The sequence below is a fragment of the Ochrobactrum sp. P6BSIII genome (assembly GCF_014138065.1).
GTDB lineage: Bacteria > Pseudomonadota > Alphaproteobacteria > Rhizobiales > Rhizobiaceae > Brucella.
In genome coordinates, this window is record NZ_JACGXB010000002.1 from 288,730 (window position 1) to 305,085 (window position 16,356).

A 16,356-nucleotide genomic window follows, 5' to 3' on the forward strand; every position below is an offset into this window, starting at 1 on the left:
AATAATAACTGCTGGTTTGGCGCTGGCAATCGAGTGTAAAAACAATGAACAGAAAGGTCGTTGCAGACGACCATTACAAACAAATCTCCGGGGAGAAGCTTCGATGATTTATCCGGTGCAGGACAGCTATGGCAATCGTATCGGCACAATCATGCCCGAAGATGCCGAGAACCCCGAGGAGCGTTGGGTCGCCTATGCGATCCATGACCAGCGTAAGGCTTTTGGCAGCTGGCAGGCCGCACGTGACTGGATCGAACAAAGAGCTGCAAATGACGATAAGAAATAAGCAATATCAGCCGAAATTTTCTCGGATTTTCGGCGGTTAACCTATATTAGCTGTTTTGGATGCATTCGGAACGAGAAAGACTATAGTTTTTTGAAATGGTCTTTTCGCTTGGGAGAGTTTGAATGCTACGGATTGCCGCTCTGAGTGTTTCCTTGCTTGTTCTTTCATTGCCCGCGACGGCGGCATCCAATAAATGCGCCAATGCGCAAGACCAAGCCACGATGACCCAGTGTGCAGGCGATGATTTTTCTGCGGCCGACAAGAAGCTGAATGCCAGCTTCAAGGAAATCCAGAAGCGTCTCGCCGATGATGCAGACGGCAAGAAGCTGTTTGTCAAAGCCCAGCGTGCCTGGATTGCATTCCGCGATGCTGAATGTGATTTCACGACTGCGGATTCATCGGGAGGCACCATCCATTCGATGCTCGTTGCCTCTTGCAAAACCGATCTGACCAAGCAGCGCAACGAACAGTTCCAGAAATATCTGAGCTGTGAAGAGGGTGATATGAGCTGTCCGGTTCCTGCCGCGAACTGATGCTGCGCCATATTTCAGGCGACAACCGGGCGCACAATCCTCCTTGGAAGGATCAGGCGAAATTATAACGATCATAAGCCTGTCTTCCGAATCCAAGGAGGATATGCCGTGAAAACGATGTTTCTAGCACTCGGATTGGTCGCGCTGTCGACCGCTGGCGCATTTGCTGCCGAACCTGCCAAAATGATGGACAGCCCGTCCGGCAAAATGCTGGTCACGCCGAAAGGCATGACGCTTTACACCTTCGACAAGGATATGGGCGGTAAGTCGTCATGCGATGGCCAATGTCTGAAAATGTGGCCTGCATTTCATGCAGAAAAGGCCTCGAAAGCGGACACAGATTTCTCAGTCGTCAAAGCAATGGATGGCAAGGATATGTGGGCCTATAAAGGCATGCCGCTTTATCGTTACCATGAAGACATGAAGAAGGGCGATGCCAAGGGGGATGGCAAGGGCGGCGTGTGGCACGTCGTTAAGTAACGAAGGGCGCTACGGCGCCCTTTTCGGGCCGATGGACCTCATAAAGATCGTCAGTGGATGACGACGGCATAGAGCAAGGCCGCAAAATTAACGAGCATGAAGCCCGTTCCCATATAGGGCATGGCTTTTGAGAAAAAGAGCTGTAGCTTGGCCATAGACCATCTCCGCAATTGAATGATTGCGGTATCCTAAAAGGTATTTAAATCCATGATCTGGCGGGTAGGTTTCCCGTTGTTGCAATTTGTAACGACAAGTTGCTCTCGAGCTGAGCTATCCGCACCGAAACCAAACTGTTCCACTTACCGCAGACTCTGACGGGATCAGTTGCCGGTCGGTGCGGTTCCTCCGGAAACGCCCTTGTCCGGAACAGGCATCTTGTTGCCGTCCGGATTGGTCACCATGGTCAAGGCCGCCAATGCCAGCAGAATGGGCGCAGCAAGGACGACCACTCTCAGCACGACGCAAACGGCGTGTTTAACGCGTCTCCATGGTGAGGCTTGTCTCATGTGCTTATTGTTGCACAGCCTGACCTTTCCAACGAGTTAACAGATCATAAGGTTCTAATATTCTCGCGATCACAATGGCCGCGCGATGATTTGGGGACAGGTGGTGGGCATCTGCGCGCTCTTTTGCATGGCAAAGGAAAACACCAAGGATTTTTTACACAAAGGCCTCGAATCGCTTGACGAAGCGGGCAGGGATCAATATTGGAACTGCGCAGAGCACAACCAATTGATTTGGAAACGCTCTCAGGAAGGCCTCGTGGCGGAGTGGTTACGCAGAGGACTGCAAATCCTTGCACCCCGGTTCGATTCCGGGCGAGGCCTCCATCTCTTTCCAAAAATCACTATAAGCACTTGATACTCAATGATTAATTTATTGAGTGTGGCAATCTGTTCCCCGGGCGTTCTCCCACACCAAATTGAGGTGTGGCAATCTGTTCACTCTGCACCCCCTCCCGTAACGCATGGTTTCTGTCTGAACCGCTGTGCGTGCGAAGCAAGCGGTTAGCGCAATGCTGGGCGGAAGACAGGTGCAAGCCTATTGTTGCTGCGCTTGCGGCTGGGGTTCATTCGTTTGCGGCTGAGGCGTCTGTGTGGGAGCGGGGGCAGGTTCTTCTGCAAGAACTTCATTTGTCTTGGCCTTGATTTCTTCTGCCGTCTGTTGGCTGATCAGACCTTGCGATGCGGCGAAGCCTACGACAATTGCAACGATTGCGCCGACGAGCGCGGCTTTGAGCTTCGGTGACATAAGGTGCTCTCCTGCCAATATGGTTTATGTCCCGCCCGGACTTCTATTATCGACCTTATGCTATAGCCATGTAAAGATTCAATATTGTTGATCGCATCCAAATAGCCTTCGCATGCCGAAATACGACAAGTGCCGTATAGCATAGAAGCCAATTCTGGCGTTTGCTCTACCTGGATTGTGTAACAACGCCGGCATGATCAGATTGTATTTCGGCGTCATGCTGGCGAGACCAGCAGAGGAGGAATGATGAAGACCATAGCATTGTTAGCTGTTGGTGCATTCATGGTGACGGGGACTGCGTTCGCAGCAGTGCCAGCGAATGGAAACATGGACACTCAGACAGTAAAGTCCGAAAAATCTGCTGCTACCATCCTTGCGAGCGGCAAGAACAGGGTAGGATCTTTGGGAGGTTCGGGATCGGGCCTCGCTGGTGGCAAGACCGTTTGGGGCGGGTGAGAAATTTGCCCCGTTTAGGCGGGGCAGACGCTCATTCGTGCTTTGCTGCTACGATCCCATTACATCGCGGCATTTGCCGTACAAACGGCTCGTTACACGGCCACCGAGCGGTGTGTCAGGTCACGTCATCCTGGGCTATAATGCCGCCTTCGCCTTCGAGGATGGCGATGCGTTTGGCTTCCGAAGCCGTGAATTTCAACCGAACGCCAACGCCGCGCTCATCTTCAGGGATAAAGACCGCACCTAAGTCTTCCAGAGCCACTTGCAGCTTGTTGATAACTTCGGCTGAAGGCTTATCGATTTTTCGTTCGAAGTCTTCGATAACCGATGCGTCCACTTTTGACAGCTTCGCAAGATTATCGCGCGAAATCTCAACGAGTGCGCGGCCCGCTCGACATAGTGGTCCTGTGAGCATTCTATCCTCCGTGTCTGTATTTATCGGGATTGAACCGCAAGTCTCGCGCCGAAACAAGTTAGTTTCAGCGCGAAACCGAGCGGTATGAATTCCACTCAGGCAGCAACCACTCAATCCTCTTCGTCGCGATCTGGCGGTGTCTGTGTGCGGGCGAGGTTGCCTTTCGAGAAGGTATAGCCCGTTTCCACTGCATTCAGCCCGAACTTGTTGCGCAGGCGATCAATCGCGGTTTCAGCCACAGCGCGTTTGGTGGCTTGTGTGTCGACCAGATCGGGCGGATCGGCTCGCTCGCTCGATGAAAGCTCGCTGACGCCGATGCCAAGCAGTCGGAATTTGGTTCCGTCCAACTCCTTTTCGAGAAGCTGCAATCCATGACGGAAAATGCGGTCGGCCAGCTGGGTCGGGTCGGAAAGCTGGCGATTGCGGGTGCGTAGCTTGAAGTCCTGTGTTTTGAGCTTGAGCACAACCGTGCGTCCGGCAATTTCGCCAGCCTTCAGGCGACGCGATACTTTTTCGGCAAGCGCGCGCAAAACAGGAACGAGATCAGCAGCTGTCGAAAGATCGGTGTTGAAGGTTGTTTCTGCCGAAACGCTTTTCATATCGTGATCAGGCTCGACACGCCGGCTATCCTGTCCACGCGACAGGCGATACAGACGTTGGCCCATGGTGCCATAGGCCTTCATCAGTGCGCCTTCATCCATGGTCTGAAGCTGACCGATATTGCGGATGCCATCGCTTTCCAGCTTGGCCGCAAATGCCTTGCCGACACCCCAGATCATGCTCACTGGCTTGTCGCGCAGAAAATCCAGCGCCTCGGCTTCGCCGATAACAGAAAAGCCGCGCGGCTTCTCCAAGTCGGAAGCCACCTTGGCGAGATATTTGCAATAGGACAGGCCGATGGACGCGCTGATTCCGATTTCGCTTTCCACGCGTTTGGAAAAGCGCGCCAGAACAACGGCGGGCGGTGCCTTGTGCAATCGTTCGGTGCCACTGAGATCGAGAAACGCTTCGTCAATGGAAAGCGGCTCGACCAGTGGGGTGAGGTCGCGCATCAGTTGACGCACCTCGCGCCCGACGCGGGCATATTTCTCCATATTGGGTTTGATGACGACGGCTTCCGGACAGGCGTCAAGCGCCTTGTACATAGGCATGGCCGAGCGCACGCCATGAATACGCGCAATATAGCAAGCGGTGGAAACGACGCCGCGCTTACCGCCGCCGATAATGAGCGGCTTGTCGCGTAATTCGGGGTTATCGCGCTTTTCCACCGATGCGTAAAAAGCATCGCAGTCGATATGGGCAAGCGTTAGCCTGTATAGTTCCGGGTGTCGTATCAGGCGCGGGCTGCCGCAGGAATAACAGCGGCGCACGGAAGCGCTCTTCTGCAACGACAGGCAGTCGCGGCATAAGCCTTGCTCAGAACTGTTTCCGGCGAAATTCTCGACCATCGTGAATGTGCACAGCATTGTCGTCTGACCAGTTATCATCGGAACGAGGCTGGCCTGATGAACATAAAAGGAACATATCTTCTATATCATCAATCCGGCGCGGCGCCACTGGCAGAGCCGCGCCTAACCGTCATGCTCTTGACATTGGCTGCGATATCACCAAGTTTAGTGTCATGAACAACCATTTGGCCGCCATACTCCATCGGGTTCAACCGATCGCGGGATAAAGGCCCTCGAGCCCTGCCTAGCGCAGATGGGCTCCGGGGGATGGTTCGTCGCTTGTCTCAAGCGAACTCGATAAGCGCTTTCACAAAAACATCCCAATCATCCACTTCGAGCCAAGACGCTCGGAGATATTTATCTTTATAACAGTGAGCTATCGCCATGAGCGTCAAGAATCGCAAGAAGCCTAATATTGTCGTCAGTGACGTTGATTACGAGCGCCTGATGGGGCTGGCCAACAGCGTCCCCGAGCAGCACGAGGAAATCGCCGACGAGCTGATGGCCGAACTTGACCGCGCCAAGGTTGTGCCTGCCAAGCGCCTGCCGCAGAACGTTGTGCATATGGGCTCGGTGGTTGAATTCCGTTCCAATGACGGACATGAGCGCCGCGTGACGCTTGTTTATCCCGGCGAGGCGGACATTGCGCAGGGCAAGATTTCGATTCTGACACCGATTGGCACGGCATTGATCGGCCTTGCGCCCGGTCAGTCGATTTCATGGACCGCACGCGACGGGCGCGCACATGAGTTGAACGTTGTCAGCGTTTCGACAGCCGAAGAGGTGGTCACGGGACCAACTGCTGCCTGAAATCAGGTGTGAAACAGAACGGCGTCTTCGAATCAGTTGGCGCCGCTCTGCAAATGCTGGCCTGCACCACCGGGCAAAAACGAGGCCGCTTTCTGGATAATGGCCGGGTCACGCCCGGTTTCCTCACAGAAGCGCATCAGCGTCGGTTCGTGGCTCAGGAAAAACTGGAGCACACCGGCCAGAAAGCCCGGTTCACGCGCAGCCTGACGGATGGATGAGGCTTCGATGCCCGTCAGTGCCAGAAAGCGGGGCAGCAAATCCTTATCCTGCGCGAGCCATGCCAAAGCTTCAATGGCGAGGCCTTGCGCTTCTGTTTCGTTCATAAGCGTTTTCACCGTCACTCTCCATTTCAAGCGATCCCAACAGCCGCCGCTAAGGCCTGCTATTGTTTTCATATAAGATGCATGCCCTTGTAGCGACAACGGAATTATTTGCCTTTCGTCAATGAAATGAGGTTAAATCAAAGAGTGCACCGAGGGGAATGTCGGCGCGCACTGTCTGGTGTCAGCCAATGCCAGTGGATGAATGAAAAATCGGGCCGGGGAATTGCCCCAGGGAAGTTTCGATGACGAAAAGCGTAATGATCGTCGAAGACAACGAATTGAATATGAAGTTGTTTCGCGATCTTATCGAAGCCAGCGGATACGAAACGATCCGGACACGAAACGGTCTCGAGGCGCTTGATCTCGCACGCGAACACCGGCCAGACCTCATTCTCATGGATATCCAGCTTCCGGAAGTCTCAGGTCTGGAAGTGACCAAGTGGCTGAAAGACGATGAAGAACTGCGCCATATTCCGGTGATTGCCGTCACGGCTTTCGCCATGAAAGGCGATGAGGAGCGCATCCGGCAGGGCGGATGCGAGGCTTATATCTCGAAGCCTATTTCTGTTCCAAGATTTATAGAAACGATAAAGTCTTATCTGGGCGACGCTTAGGCTCGACCAGGCGAGGGGGATCATGACTGCCAGAATTCTCGTCGTCGATGATGTGGCTTCCAATGTGAAGCTCCTGGAAGCGAGGCTGCTTGCTGAATATTATGAAGTCGTCAGTGCCTATAATGGGTTCGATGCCTTCGAGATTTGTCTGGGCGGCCAGATTGATGTCGTCCTGCTCGATGTTCTCATGCCCGGCATGGATGGCTTCGAGGTCTGCCGCAAGCTGAAGGACGACCCGCGCACCTCCAACATTCCTGTCGTTATGGTGACGTCTCTTGACCGCCCGGAAGACAAGATTCGCGGATTGGAGGCAGGTGCAGACGATTTCCTGTCCAAGCCGGTCAACGATCTTCACTTGATGTCCCGCGTGAAAAGCCTCGCCCGCCTGAAGCTGGTGTCGGACGAACTGTTCCAGCGCAGCAACAGCGTGGCCGATGCGGAAGTTGAGGCGCTGCTTTTAGCCAAGGTTTCCGGTTCCGGTCCAAACCGGCAGGACGCCGCGCGTATCCTCATCGTGGATGAGGATGAAACGGCGGCAGCACGTTTGCGCCTGATTTTAAGTGAGACCTATAGAGTCGATATCGCTAATGATGCCAATACCGCTCTGATCAAGGCGATCGAAGCGGATTACGACAGTATCGTCGTTTCGGCGGCTTTCACCTATTACGATCCGCTGCGTTTGTGCTCGCAACTGCGCACCATCGAGCGCACCCGACTGGTGCCCATTATCCTGATCGTGCGGGAAGATGAAGGCGCGCTTGTTGTTCGCGCGCTGGAACTTGGCGTCAACGACTATCTGATGCGCCCGCTGGAAAAGCTGGAGCTTTTTGCGCGGCTGCGCACGCAGATCAAGCGTAAGTGCTACAACGATCTGCTGCGGCAAAGTCTGAACCGCTCCATTACCATGGCCGTTACAGACGACCTCACAGGCCTGCACAATCGCCGCTATCTCGATACGCATATGCCGGTGCTGTATAGCCGCGCAACGGGCCGGGAGCGCCCGCTGACGGTCATTATGATTGACTTCGATTATTTCAAGCGCGTCAACGATCAGTACGGACACGATGCGGGGGACGACGTTTTGCGTGAATTCGCCTCGCGCCTGCGCAAGAATATACGTGGCATGGATTTGATGTGCCGCTATGGCGGTGAGGAGTTCATCGTCGTGCTGCCGGATACTGATTTGCAGGCCGGAGCTGCCGTTGCAGAGCGTATCCGCACCTCTGTGGAGGCTGTGCCCTTTTCGGTCGCCAGCGGACGTCACAAGGTCAATATGACGATCAGTGTCGGTCTGGCAGGCTTGCGCCTGATGGGTGACAGCGTCGAAGCGCTGTTCGACAGAACCGATGCCGCGCTTTATCTCGCAAAAAAGAACGGGCGCAATCGGGTGGTCGCTTCGGCAGCCTGACTGTTTTGATAAAATCAGATCAAAAACAAAAAGCCGTCTCGTGAGAGACGGCTTTTTTGATTCCGGTCACCGCAAGGGCAACACAGGAAACGAATTACTTGATCTTCGTTTCCTTGAAGTCGACGTGCTTGCGCGCAATCGGGTCGTACTTGGTCTTTGTCATCTTTTCCGTCATCGTGCGGCTGTTCTTCTTCGTAACGTAGAAGAAGCCGGTGTCAGCGGTCGACAAAAGCTTGATCTTGATCGTCGTAGCCTTGGCCATATCGAAATACCTGCTCTTTAACTTTGCCGGAGCATCACCTTTTCGGAAACCGGACCCGCTTATCGGGTTCCCATTCTCCGGGGTCATACTCTATGGATGGTAACCGCCAGCGATTCCGGCAATTCACCCGGCAGCGGAAATTCGCCGCATAACTACGGATTGGGGCCGAAAAGTCAAGACCGCTTCTTTCTGAAAAGCAGTCTTCCTGCTGCAAAGATCGCATATGCGGCAAAAAATACCCCAAGCGTCCACGAAAAACCTGCCGGGCCGAAAGCATCCATGCCGACACCGACGGCCTGCGGGCCTGCCAGCATGCCAATTGCATAACAAAACACGAAGGCGGCATTGGCCGAGGCCAACTCGCGGCCAGTCAGTTCTGAGCCGAGATGGGCAAGGCCCACCGTATAAAGGCCAGCCACGACACCGCCCCACAAAAACAGGACGCCCGCCATCAGATACCACTGGTTCATCAGATAGGGCAGCGCGATCATGCCGATGAGACCGGTGACCGCGCAAAACAACAGAAGTTTGCGCCGATCCGGTATCTTGTCGCTGATAATCCCGAGCGGAATTTGCAACAGCACATTGCCGAGGCCGATCATTGTCAGCAGAAGCGCAGCGTCTGCTTCCGGATAGCCGATCCGTGCGCCGAAAACCGGGAACAACGCAAAGCCGCCCGTTTCCACCGCGCCAAAGACGAAGACTGCCATCGTCGCGGTCGGTACCGCGAAAATGAACGGCAGGAAGGGAACATGTTCGCCTTCCTCAAAATCGGGGCTGTCGCGCCAGGCAATCGTCACGGGGATGAGCGCGACCATTATGATCGCGAATCCGACGAAGAACGGTAGGCCACCGGCACTGCCGATTTTCGAGAAAAGCCAAGGCCCAAGCGCAAAGCCGAGCGAAAGCGATGTGGAGTAGATGCCGAGCACCAGCCCTCGTTTTTCAGGCGGCGCCGAGGCATTGATCCAATATTCAGACAGGACGAAGAGCACCGTCAGCGCGAAATGCAGCACGATGCGCAGCGCAAACCACGCCCAGAGCGGCTGGAAAAAATGAAAGCCGAGGAAGGCAACGCCGCCGATGATAAGCATCAGGAAGATGGCCTTGACCACGCCAAGCCTTGCGGCGATTGGGGCGGCGAGCGGGGCCGCGGCGATGGAGGCAAGGCCTGCAACAGCCGTATTGGCGCCGATGAGGCTTGCCGAATGACCACGGCTTTCCAGCAGCACGCTGAGGAGCGGAATGCCCAGCCCGATAGCAGCACCCACCGCACTGATGGTCGCAATGGCGGCTGCAAGCGAACGCCAGTGCATCTGGCCTTCTTGCGGAGGAGCGCCTTTTACACCTGCCGCGCTCGTTTTGGTAGAAGCACGGTCGGTTGCTGGAATTTCTTTATTCATCAGTTCAGATCACTTCACGGACAAAGCGGCCGTGCCGCATACGGTATTGCACCACCGGGAGGGCAGCAGGCAAATCAAGGCGTGTTTCAGCCAGAAGGCTTTTGGCTTCCTTCAATATGATCTGGGTGATGAGAGCGACATCGAGCTTCGCCACATCATCAATCGATACCCAGTCGAGGTTCTCCAGTTCGCCACTTGGTGCAAGCTGTTGTTTGCCGAATTCCGGCAGGCTGTCGCAAAACGCGATGAAGAAGCGGGTATCGAATCGACGGACGTGTTCCGGCGGGGTCACGGCACGGGCGAAATATCGCAGGCTCGACAGCGCAGGCAGCGCGCCCTGACCGAGAAAAGCCCGCCAATCCTGATGGTTGGCCGGAAGCCCCCGCGGCGGTTCAGCGGAAGAATCATCGGCGACCGGATAGGCCACACGCAGTCCTGTTTCCTCGAATGTCTCGCGGATAGCGCATAGTCCGAGCGCGCGGGCGCGGCGCATGGATGGGCGAGAGCCCATACCATCCAGGAGTTTTCGTGTGTCGTCGTGGCTAAGTTCGTTTGCGGCTGCAATCGCGCCGTCAATCGAATCGGCGCGACCGCCAGGAAATACAAATTTCCCCGGCATGAAAGCGAGACTGTGATGACGCTTGCCCATCAGCACACGCGGCGTGCCTGCCGAGCGGTCAATCAGAAGCAGTGAGGCTGCGTCGCGCGGGCGCAGCACCTTCTTCTTTTGTTCAGCCAAGGGAGTGGAAACTGTCACGGTCATGATAGCCGGATCAGGTCACGTCGCCGTAGTCGCCTTCGCCCTTACCCCCGAAACCATGCATGTAAAGCGCCCATTGCAGGCCGATGGTTGCCCCTTTGAGCGGCTGCAGCAGGATCAGCGACAAAATGATCGTCAGCGGCCCCCAGATTGCCATATGCGCCCATAGCGGCAGATTGGTCGTGGCTTCCACGCCCATGAAAGCGCCGACAACAATGTGGCCGACAATCAGGATCGTCAGATAGGCCGGAAGATCGTCAGCGCGCTGTTCGGTGTAATCCTCATCGCATACGGAGCACTTGGCAACCGGCTTGACGAAGGCACGGAAAAGCTGGCCTTCGCCGCAATGCGGGCAGCGGCAGCGGAAACCGCGCCACATGGCCTCGCCAAGCGGACGCTTGGGATGGGCTTTACTGTTGGCTTCGCCACCGAAAACCTGAATGTTCTGCGCGGAATTGGCCTCAAGCGTGCTCATTACCGACCTCTCTTCTTGTGACGCGGGATGCCCAAAGGCTTTCCCTTTCGCCCACGCACCGTCCTGCTTGCCTTGTGATGCGAGCGCGTCGACATCGGCAGGGGATGCGGTTCCGATACCATCTCAAAACGAAGCGCGCCCGCAACGGGGAGCGCCTCGACCAGCCTGACCGTAACCGTATCACCGAGGCGGAAGCCTTTTCCGCTTCGTTCTCCGGCAATCGCATGGTTGGCTTCGTCATATAAATAGTATTCATGACCCAAAGTTGAAATGGGCACCAGCCCATCCGCGCCATATGTCGCAAGGTTCACGAAAAGACCGGCCCGGGTGACGCCCGTTACGCGGCCTTCATACTCGTCACCGAGATGCGAAGCGAGGAAATGGGCGATCAACCGGTCGACGGTTTCACGTTCGGCCAGCATGGCGCGGCGCTCGGTGGAGGAGATCAGCGCCGATATTTCTTCAAGGCGCGCTTCCTCGTCGGTGGTGATGCCATCCTTGCCAAGCCGCAGCGCCTTGATAAGCGCACGATGCACAATAAGGTCGGCATAACGGCGGATCGGCGAGGTGAAATGCGCGTAGCGGCGCAGATGTAGCCCGAAATGTCCGATATTTTCGGGGCTGTAAATGGCCTGGCTCTGGGTGCGCAGCACGACCTGATTGACCAGATCCTGATGATCGGTGTCGTCGACGGCCGCCAGAATACGGTTGAACTGCGCCGGTTGCAGCGGCCCGCCCTTGGCGAGATTAAGGTCAAGCGTGCGCAGAAACTCGCGCAGGCTTTCCTGCTTGGCCAGCGCCGGCTCATCGTGAATACGGAAGATCAAAGGCTGGCGGTGATCTTCCAGCGTTTCAGCTGCCGCGACATTCGCCTGAATCATGAATTCTTCGATGAGCTTATGCGCATCAAGACGCTCAGGCACGATGACCTTGTCCACCTTGCCATCCGGCGTCAGCAGGATTTTCTTTTCAGGCAGATCGAGTTCCAGCGGCTCGCGGGCGTCGCGACCGCGCTTCAACACGGCGTAGGCGGCCCAAAGCGGCTTCAACACGCTATCGAGAATTGGCGCCGTCTTGTCATCCGTTGCGCCGTCAATTGCCGCTTGGGCCTGTGCATAGGCAAGCTTGGCGGCAGAGCGCATCATGATGCGATGGAACTTGTGTGATTTCTTTCGACCGTCAGATGCAAAGACCATGCGCACAGCCAGCGCCGGGCGGTCTTCCAGTTCGCGCAGCGAACAGAGATTGTTGGAGATGCGCTCCGGCAGCATTGGCACAACGCGATCCGGGAAATAAACCGAATTGCCGCGTTTCAAGGCTTCGCGGTCGAGTGCGGAACCGGGCCGAATATAAGCCGCCACGTCGGCAATCGCCACGATGACAATCTGGCCGCCGGGATTTTCCGGATCGGTATCTGGCTCCGCATAGACCGCATCGTCGTGATCCTTGGCGTCCGCCGGATCAATGGTGAGAAGCGGAACTGCGCGCCAGTCTTCCCGACCGTCCAAGGTGGCGGGTTTGGCGTCTTCGGATTCGCGAATGACTTCATCCGGGAAAACATGCGGGATTTCGTGCTCATGAATGGCGATCATCGACAGCGCCTTTTCGCTATCGATGGAACCGACCACCTGCCGGACCTTACCGCGCGGCAATCCCTGACGGCGCGACGAGATCAGCTCGACTTCCACCAGATCGCCGCTTTCGGCATTTTCCAATTGAGCGGGATCAAGCTGCACTTCGGCCTGCTTGCGATCCACAGGCTCCAGCCGCCATTCGCCGTTGCCGAGCTTGCGCACGACGCCCAGCACCGCATTGGCGCGGTGTTCCAACCGCTTCATCACGCGGGCAGTATACTCCGGGCCGTCGCGGTCTTCGTTGCGGAAAATCTTTGCCAGAACGCGGTCACCGACACCGACTGCCGGGCCACCTTCCGATGCCTTGTTGAGCCGTGTGCGGCGCACCAGCACCACCGGCGGCTTGCCATAGGCGGCTTCGTCCCATTCGGTTGGACGGGCCAGCAGCCCGCCATCGTCGTCGCGTCCCGTTACATCCAGTACGGCGACGCTTGGCAGCGATCCGGGACGGGACAGCTTGCGCGCGCGTTTTTCGACCAGACCGTCATCGGCCAGTTCGCGCAGCAGGTCTTTCAGATAAACCCGCGCATCGCCCTTGATATTGAATGCCTTGGCCAGCTCGCGCTTTCCGGCGCGGTCAGGATTCTCCTCGATATATTTGAGGACTTCCTCACGCGTTGGCAAAAACGCATGCGGATCGCCCGCATGCGCCTCCGATTTCGCCTGTGCTGCACGCCGTTCGGTCCGCGCGGATCGACCGGAATCGGGTTTGGAAAAACGACGTGCCAATTGTTACTCCTCTGCCGCTGCGGCCTTCTTAGCCTTCGATGGGGCTTTTGCCTTTGCGGGAGCTTTCTTTGCTGCCGGTTTCTTGGCAGCGGCTTTCTTTTCAGTGCTGGCCGCGGATTTGCGAGCAGGGGCTTTCTTGCCCTTGGACGAGCCGGCCTTTTCGGTGATCAGCGCCAGCGCTTCTTCCAGCGTCACACTTGCCGGGTCCTTGCCCTTCGGCAAAGTCGCATTGACCTTGCCCCAGTTCACATAAGGACCATAGCGTCCGTCACGCACGGTGATGGAACCACCATCCGGATGATCACCAAGCGTTGCCAGTGCTGCCGGTGTAGAACGACCGCGACCACCCTTGGACTGCTTGTCCGCAAGCACCGAAACGGCGCGATTGAGACCGACCGAGAAGACTTCTTCGGCATTTTCCAGATTGGCGAATGTGCCGTCATGGCTGACATAAGGCCCGTAGCGACCGATACCCGCCGAAATCATCTTGCCGGTTTCCGGGTGCTGGCCGACATCACGCGGCAGCGACAGCAAGGCCACAGCCTTTTCATGGTCGACCGTATCCAGCGTCCAGCCCTTTGGCAGGCTGGCGCGCTTGGCTTCCTTGCCTTCGCCGCGCTGGATGTAGGGACCGAAACGGCCCGTCCGCGCGGTGATTTCCTCACCCGTGAACGGATCTTTGCCGAGCGACTTCGGTTCGTCGGCTGCTGCGGCCTCGCCATTGGCTTCACCGCCGAGCTGACGGGTAAATTTGCACTCCGGATAGTTGGAGCAGCCAACAAACGCGCCATACTTGCCGAGTTTCAGCGACAAGACGCCAGTGCCGCAGGTTGGGCACGAACGCGGATCGCTGCCATCTTCGCGGGCCGGGAAGGCCAGCGGAGCCAGTTCTTCGTTCAGCGCATCGAGAACATTGGTAACGCGCAGTTCCTTGATGTCATCGACGGAACCCGAGAAATCGCGCCAGAAATCACGCAGCACGTCCTTCCACGAAAGCTTGCCGTCGGAGATGAGATCGAGCTTTTCTTCAAGGCTCGCCGTGAAGTCATATTCCACATAGCGGTCGAAGAAGCTTTCAAGGAAAGCTGTGACCAGGCGACCCTTCGGCTCCGGGATAAGCTTGCGCTTGTCCATGCTGATATATTCACGGTCGCGCAGCGTGGCGAGCGTTGCGGCATAGGTCGAAGGACGACCGATGCCCAGCTCTTCCATCTTCTTGATCAGCGAGGCTTCCGAATAACGCGGCGGCGGTTCGGTCGAGTGCTGGGTGGCATCGATCTTTTCGCGTGCCAGTGCTTCGCCGCTGCGAATTTCCGGCAGCTTTGCGCTGTCCTCGTCGTCTTCCTCTTCCTCGCGGTGATCCATATAGGCTGCAAGGAAGCCGTCGAACTTCGTCACCGAGCCATTGGCGCGCAGCATAGCCGAGCGCGAGCCGTTGACGGCTTCGATATCCGCCGTGGTACGCTCGATATCGGCAGCCTGCATCTGGCTGGCGATCGCGCGCTTCCAGATCAGCTCATAAAGCCGTGCCTGATCTTCGTCGAGATAACGGCGCACTTCCTTCGGATGACGCGAAAAATCGGTCGGACGAATGGCTTCGTGCGCTTCCTGGGCGTTCTTGGCCTTACTGGAATAATAGCGCGGCTTTTCCGGCACATATTTCGCGCCGAATGTTTCGCCAATGGCCTGACGTGCGGCAGTGATCGCTTCCGGCGCCATCTGCACACCGTCGGTACGCATATAGGTGATGAGACCGGCAGTCTCGCCACCGATATCCACGCCTTCATAAAGACGCTGCGCCACCTGCATGGTGCGCGATGCCGAGAAACCGAGCTGTCCGGAGGCGGCCTGCTGCAAGGTCGAAGTGGTGAAAGGCGGTCCGGGATTGCGCTTGGTCGGCTTGGCTTCGACCGAAATAGCCTTGAAGCTTGCGCCTTCCAGCATGGTGCGGATGCCAGTTGCCTGTTCGCCATTCTTGATGTCGAGCTTGCCGAGCTTTTTGCCGTCCACGGCGGTCAGGCGCGCGGTGAAGCTGTCACTGCGCGGCGTCTTCAAAAGAGCGGCAATGTTCCAGTATTCTTCGCGAATGAACCGCTCGATTTCCGACTCTCGGTCGGCGACGAGACGCAGCGCGACCGACTGTACGCGACCAGCCGAACGTGCGCCGGGCAGCTTGCGCCACAGAACCGGCGACAGCGTGAAGCCAAAGAGATAGTCGAGCGCACGACGCGCAAGATAGGCATCCACCAGCGGCTCATCGATATCGCGCGGATTGGCGATGGCGTCGAGCACGGCCTTCTTGGTGATGGCGTTAAACGCCACGCGCTTGACGGTCTTGCCCTTCAGCGCCTTTTTCTGATTCAGCACTTCCAGCACGTGCCAGGAAATGGCTTCACCTTCGCGATCCGGATCGGTTGCGAGAATGAGGCCGTCGCTGTCTTTCAGCGCTTTGACGATATCTGAAAGTCGCTTGGATGAATTGCTATCCACTTCCCACGACATGGCAAAATCTTCATCCGGACGCACCGAGCCATCCTTGGCTGGCAAATCTCGCACGTGACCAAACGATGCCAGAACCTTATAGTTCGAGCCCAGATATTTATTGATAGTTTTCGCCTTCGCAGGCGATTCGACAACCACGACGTTCATTTAAAACAGCCCAGATTCGCGCCCCGCAGAAGCATTTTGCCTCCCAACCGCGTCACAATAGTTGCCTTCCACATGAACAGAGGGCGGCGTTTGGTCAAGAGGACGAGACAAAAAATCGCTAAATACAACTATAAATAGTGATTGCCAGATATGTAACTTTTGGTAGATTTGCAGCCAAAATTGATCGGAGCGTTCATTCATTTGCATAGTGATTTTCTAATTAAGCTACTTGCTCATTTGTTGGGGGCAGCATGAAGCAACGTCGTGAAGATAATCCTGAAACACTCATTTATATAGAACAGATGCTCGGGGAACTGGGAAAACTGGCGAAGAAGACGGACAATGCCTTATTGGCTTACATGATCCAGATGGCATCGGAAGAGGCCAAGGATTTAATCGAGGGGAGGCGGAATCATTAAA

Annotated in this window: 18 protein-coding genes and 1 tRNA gene; 8 read left to right on the forward strand and 11 right to left on the reverse strand. The window is 56.3% G+C overall.

Going from position 1 to position 16,356, the window contains the following annotated elements; genetic code table 11:
* Window positions 1–103 precede the first annotated feature (103 nt).
* The 3 genes from FHW00_RS03700 (at window position 104) to FHW00_RS03710 (ending at window position 1,299) form a co-directional block, all read left to right on the forward strand.
* Complete coding sequence (locus FHW00_RS03700; protein ID WP_078336944.1) at window positions 104–286, forward strand: hypothetical protein; 183 nt, start codon at window positions 104–106, stop codon at window positions 284–286.
* A 122-nt stretch (window positions 287–408) separates the two neighbouring features.
* Window positions 409–819 carry a lysozyme inhibitor LprI family protein gene (locus tag FHW00_RS03705; protein ID WP_078336945.1) on the forward strand — a complete coding sequence of 137 codons (411 nt, stop codon included), beginning with the start codon at window positions 409–411 and terminating at the stop codon, window positions 817–819.
* 108 nt (window positions 820–927) lie between these two features.
* Window positions 928–1,299, forward strand: coding sequence for a COG4315 family predicted lipoprotein (locus tag FHW00_RS03710; RefSeq protein WP_078336946.1), 372 nt, complete (start codon window positions 928–930; stop codon window positions 1,297–1,299).
* 320 nt (window positions 1,300–1,619) lie between these two features.
* Here the strand turns inward: FHW00_RS03710 and FHW00_RS24500 are convergent, their stop codons facing one another.
* Entirely contained in the window at window positions 1,620–1,748 is a 129-nt protein-coding gene (locus FHW00_RS24500) for a hypothetical protein (protein ID WP_440631675.1), read from the reverse strand.
* Window positions 1,749–2,055: 307 nt separating this feature from the next.
* On the opposite strand from FHW00_RS24500, the gene FHW00_RS03715 reads away from it, so the two are divergent.
* Window positions 2,056–2,129 (forward strand) — tRNA-Cys (locus tag FHW00_RS03715).
* A 211-nt stretch (window positions 2,130–2,340) separates the two neighbouring features.
* Here the strand turns inward: FHW00_RS03715 and FHW00_RS03720 are convergent.
* From FHW00_RS03720 to FHW00_RS03730, 3 genes are all read right to left on the reverse strand, one after another.
* On the reverse strand, window positions 2,341–2,550 hold the full coding sequence (locus FHW00_RS03720) for a hypothetical protein (RefSeq protein ID WP_078336947.1): 210 nt from the start codon (window positions 2,548–2,550) through the stop codon (window positions 2,341–2,343).
* Between the two features lie 571 nt (window positions 2,551–3,121).
* Complete coding sequence (locus tag FHW00_RS03725) at window positions 3,122–3,421, reverse strand: hypothetical protein (RefSeq protein WP_078336949.1); 300 nt, start codon at window positions 3,419–3,421, stop codon at window positions 3,122–3,124.
* A 110-nt stretch (window positions 3,422–3,531) separates the two neighbouring features.
* Entirely contained in the window at window positions 3,532–4,869 is a 1,338-nt protein-coding gene (locus tag FHW00_RS03730; protein ID WP_113533513.1) for a DNA polymerase IV, read from the reverse strand.
* 384 nt (window positions 4,870–5,253) lie between these two features.
* Between FHW00_RS03730 and rnk the strand changes: the two genes are divergently transcribed.
* Complete coding sequence (rnk, locus tag FHW00_RS03735) at window positions 5,254–5,679, forward strand: nucleoside diphosphate kinase regulator (RefSeq protein WP_078336950.1); 426 nt, start codon at window positions 5,254–5,256, stop codon at window positions 5,677–5,679.
* Between the two features lie 32 nt (window positions 5,680–5,711).
* Here the strand turns inward: rnk and FHW00_RS03740 are convergent, their stop codons facing one another.
* Complete coding sequence (locus FHW00_RS03740) at window positions 5,712–6,014, reverse strand: DUF3572 domain-containing protein (protein WP_078336951.1); 303 nt, start codon at window positions 6,012–6,014, stop codon at window positions 5,712–5,714.
* 230 nt (window positions 6,015–6,244) lie between these two features.
* Between FHW00_RS03740 and FHW00_RS03745 the strand changes: the two genes are divergently transcribed.
* Both FHW00_RS03745 and FHW00_RS03750 read left to right on the forward strand, forming a co-directional pair.
* Window positions 6,245–6,616, forward strand: a complete 372-nt coding sequence (locus FHW00_RS03745) for a response regulator (RefSeq protein ID WP_007878616.1) — start codon at window positions 6,245–6,247, stop codon at window positions 6,614–6,616.
* 22 nt (window positions 6,617–6,638) lie between these two features.
* The gene (locus FHW00_RS03750; protein WP_078336952.1) at window positions 6,639–8,024 is read left to right on the forward strand and encodes a PleD family two-component system response regulator; all 1,386 of its coding nucleotides are present in this window, start codon (window positions 6,639–6,641) and stop codon (window positions 8,022–8,024) included.
* 94 nt (window positions 8,025–8,118) lie between these two features.
* On the opposite strand, the gene rpmG is transcribed toward FHW00_RS03750, so the two are convergent.
* The 6 genes from rpmG to topA form a co-directional block, all read right to left on the reverse strand.
* Entirely contained in the window at window positions 8,119–8,286 is a 168-nt protein-coding gene (rpmG, locus tag FHW00_RS03755; protein WP_007878621.1) for a 50S ribosomal protein L33, read from the reverse strand.
* 173 nt (window positions 8,287–8,459) lie between these two features.
* On the reverse strand, window positions 8,460–9,602 hold the full coding sequence (locus tag FHW00_RS03760) for an MFS transporter (RefSeq protein WP_078337081.1): 1,143 nt from the start codon (window positions 9,600–9,602) through the stop codon (window positions 8,460–8,462).
* A 91-nt stretch (window positions 9,603–9,693) separates the two neighbouring features.
* Entirely contained in the window at window positions 9,694–10,452 is a 759-nt protein-coding gene (locus tag FHW00_RS03765; protein ID WP_078336953.1) for an NUDIX hydrolase, read from the reverse strand.
* A 10-nt stretch (window positions 10,453–10,462) separates the two neighbouring features.
* The gene (locus tag FHW00_RS03770; protein ID WP_078336954.1) at window positions 10,463–10,924 is read right to left on the reverse strand and encodes a DUF983 domain-containing protein; all 462 of its coding nucleotides are present in this window, start codon (window positions 10,922–10,924) and stop codon (window positions 10,463–10,465) included.
* Window positions 10,924–13,287, reverse strand: coding sequence for a ribonuclease R (rnr, locus tag FHW00_RS03775; RefSeq protein WP_078336955.1), 2,364 nt, complete (start codon window positions 13,285–13,287; stop codon window positions 10,924–10,926). Before rnr ends, FHW00_RS03770 begins: the two co-directional genes overlap by 1 nt.
* 3 nt (window positions 13,288–13,290) lie before the next feature.
* Window positions 13,291–15,936 (reverse strand): type I DNA topoisomerase, encoded by a 2,646-nt coding sequence (gene topA, locus FHW00_RS03780; protein WP_078336956.1) that lies wholly within the window; start codon window positions 15,934–15,936, stop codon window positions 13,291–13,293.
* A gap of 251 nt (window positions 15,937–16,187) precedes the next feature.
* Here topA and FHW00_RS03785 point away from each other — a divergent pair, with 251 nt between their 5' ends.
* Window positions 16,188–16,355, forward strand: coding sequence for a hypothetical protein (locus FHW00_RS03785; protein WP_176168279.1), 168 nt, complete (start codon window positions 16,188–16,190; stop codon window positions 16,353–16,355).
* The last annotated feature ends 1 nt before the right edge of the window (window position 16,356 follow it).

Excerpts from the sequence above, each read along its gene's own strand:
- FHW00_RS03785 (WP_176168279.1), top strand. The coding sequence starts at position 16,188 with ATGAAGCAACGTCGTGAAGATAATCCTGAAACACTCATTTATATAGAA.
- rpmG (WP_007878621.1), bottom strand. The coding sequence starts at position 8,286 with ATGGCCAAGGCTACGACGATCAAGATCAAGCTTTTGTCGACCGCTGAC.
- FHW00_RS03720 (WP_078336947.1), bottom strand. The coding sequence starts at position 2,550 with ATGTCACCGAAGCTCAAAGCCGCGCTCGTCGGCGCAATCGTTGCAATT.
- FHW00_RS03765 (WP_078336953.1), bottom strand. The coding sequence starts at position 10,452 with ATGACCGTGACAGTTTCCACTCCCTTGGCTGAACAAAAGAAGAAGGTG.
- FHW00_RS03705 (WP_078336945.1), top strand. The coding sequence starts at position 409 with ATGCTACGGATTGCCGCTCTGAGTGTTTCCTTGCTTGTTCTTTCATTG.
- rnk (WP_078336950.1), top strand. The coding sequence starts at position 5,254 with ATGAGCGTCAAGAATCGCAAGAAGCCTAATATTGTCGTCAGTGACGTT.
- FHW00_RS03760 (WP_078337081.1), bottom strand. The coding sequence starts at position 9,602 with ATGCACTGGCGTTCGCTTGCAGCCGCCATTGCGACCATCAGTGCGGTG.
- FHW00_RS03770 (WP_078336954.1), bottom strand. The coding sequence starts at position 10,924 with ATGAGCACGCTTGAGGCCAATTCCGCGCAGAACATTCAGGTTTTCGGT.
- FHW00_RS03725 (WP_078336949.1), bottom strand. The coding sequence starts at position 3,421 with ATGCTCACAGGACCACTATGTCGAGCGGGCCGCGCACTCGTTGAGATT.
- FHW00_RS03730 (WP_113533513.1), bottom strand. The coding sequence starts at position 4,869 with ATGGTCGAGAATTTCGCCGGAAACAGTTCTGAGCAAGGCTTATGCCGC.
- FHW00_RS03750 (WP_078336952.1), top strand. The coding sequence starts at position 6,639 with ATGACTGCCAGAATTCTCGTCGTCGATGATGTGGCTTCCAATGTGAAG.
- topA (WP_078336956.1), bottom strand. The coding sequence starts at position 15,936 with ATGAACGTCGTGGTTGTCGAATCGCCTGCGAAGGCGAAAACTATCAAT.
- FHW00_RS03700 (WP_078336944.1), top strand. The coding sequence starts at position 104 with ATGATTTATCCGGTGCAGGACAGCTATGGCAATCGTATCGGCACAATC.
- FHW00_RS03745 (WP_007878616.1), top strand. The coding sequence starts at position 6,245 with ATGACGAAAAGCGTAATGATCGTCGAAGACAACGAATTGAATATGAAG.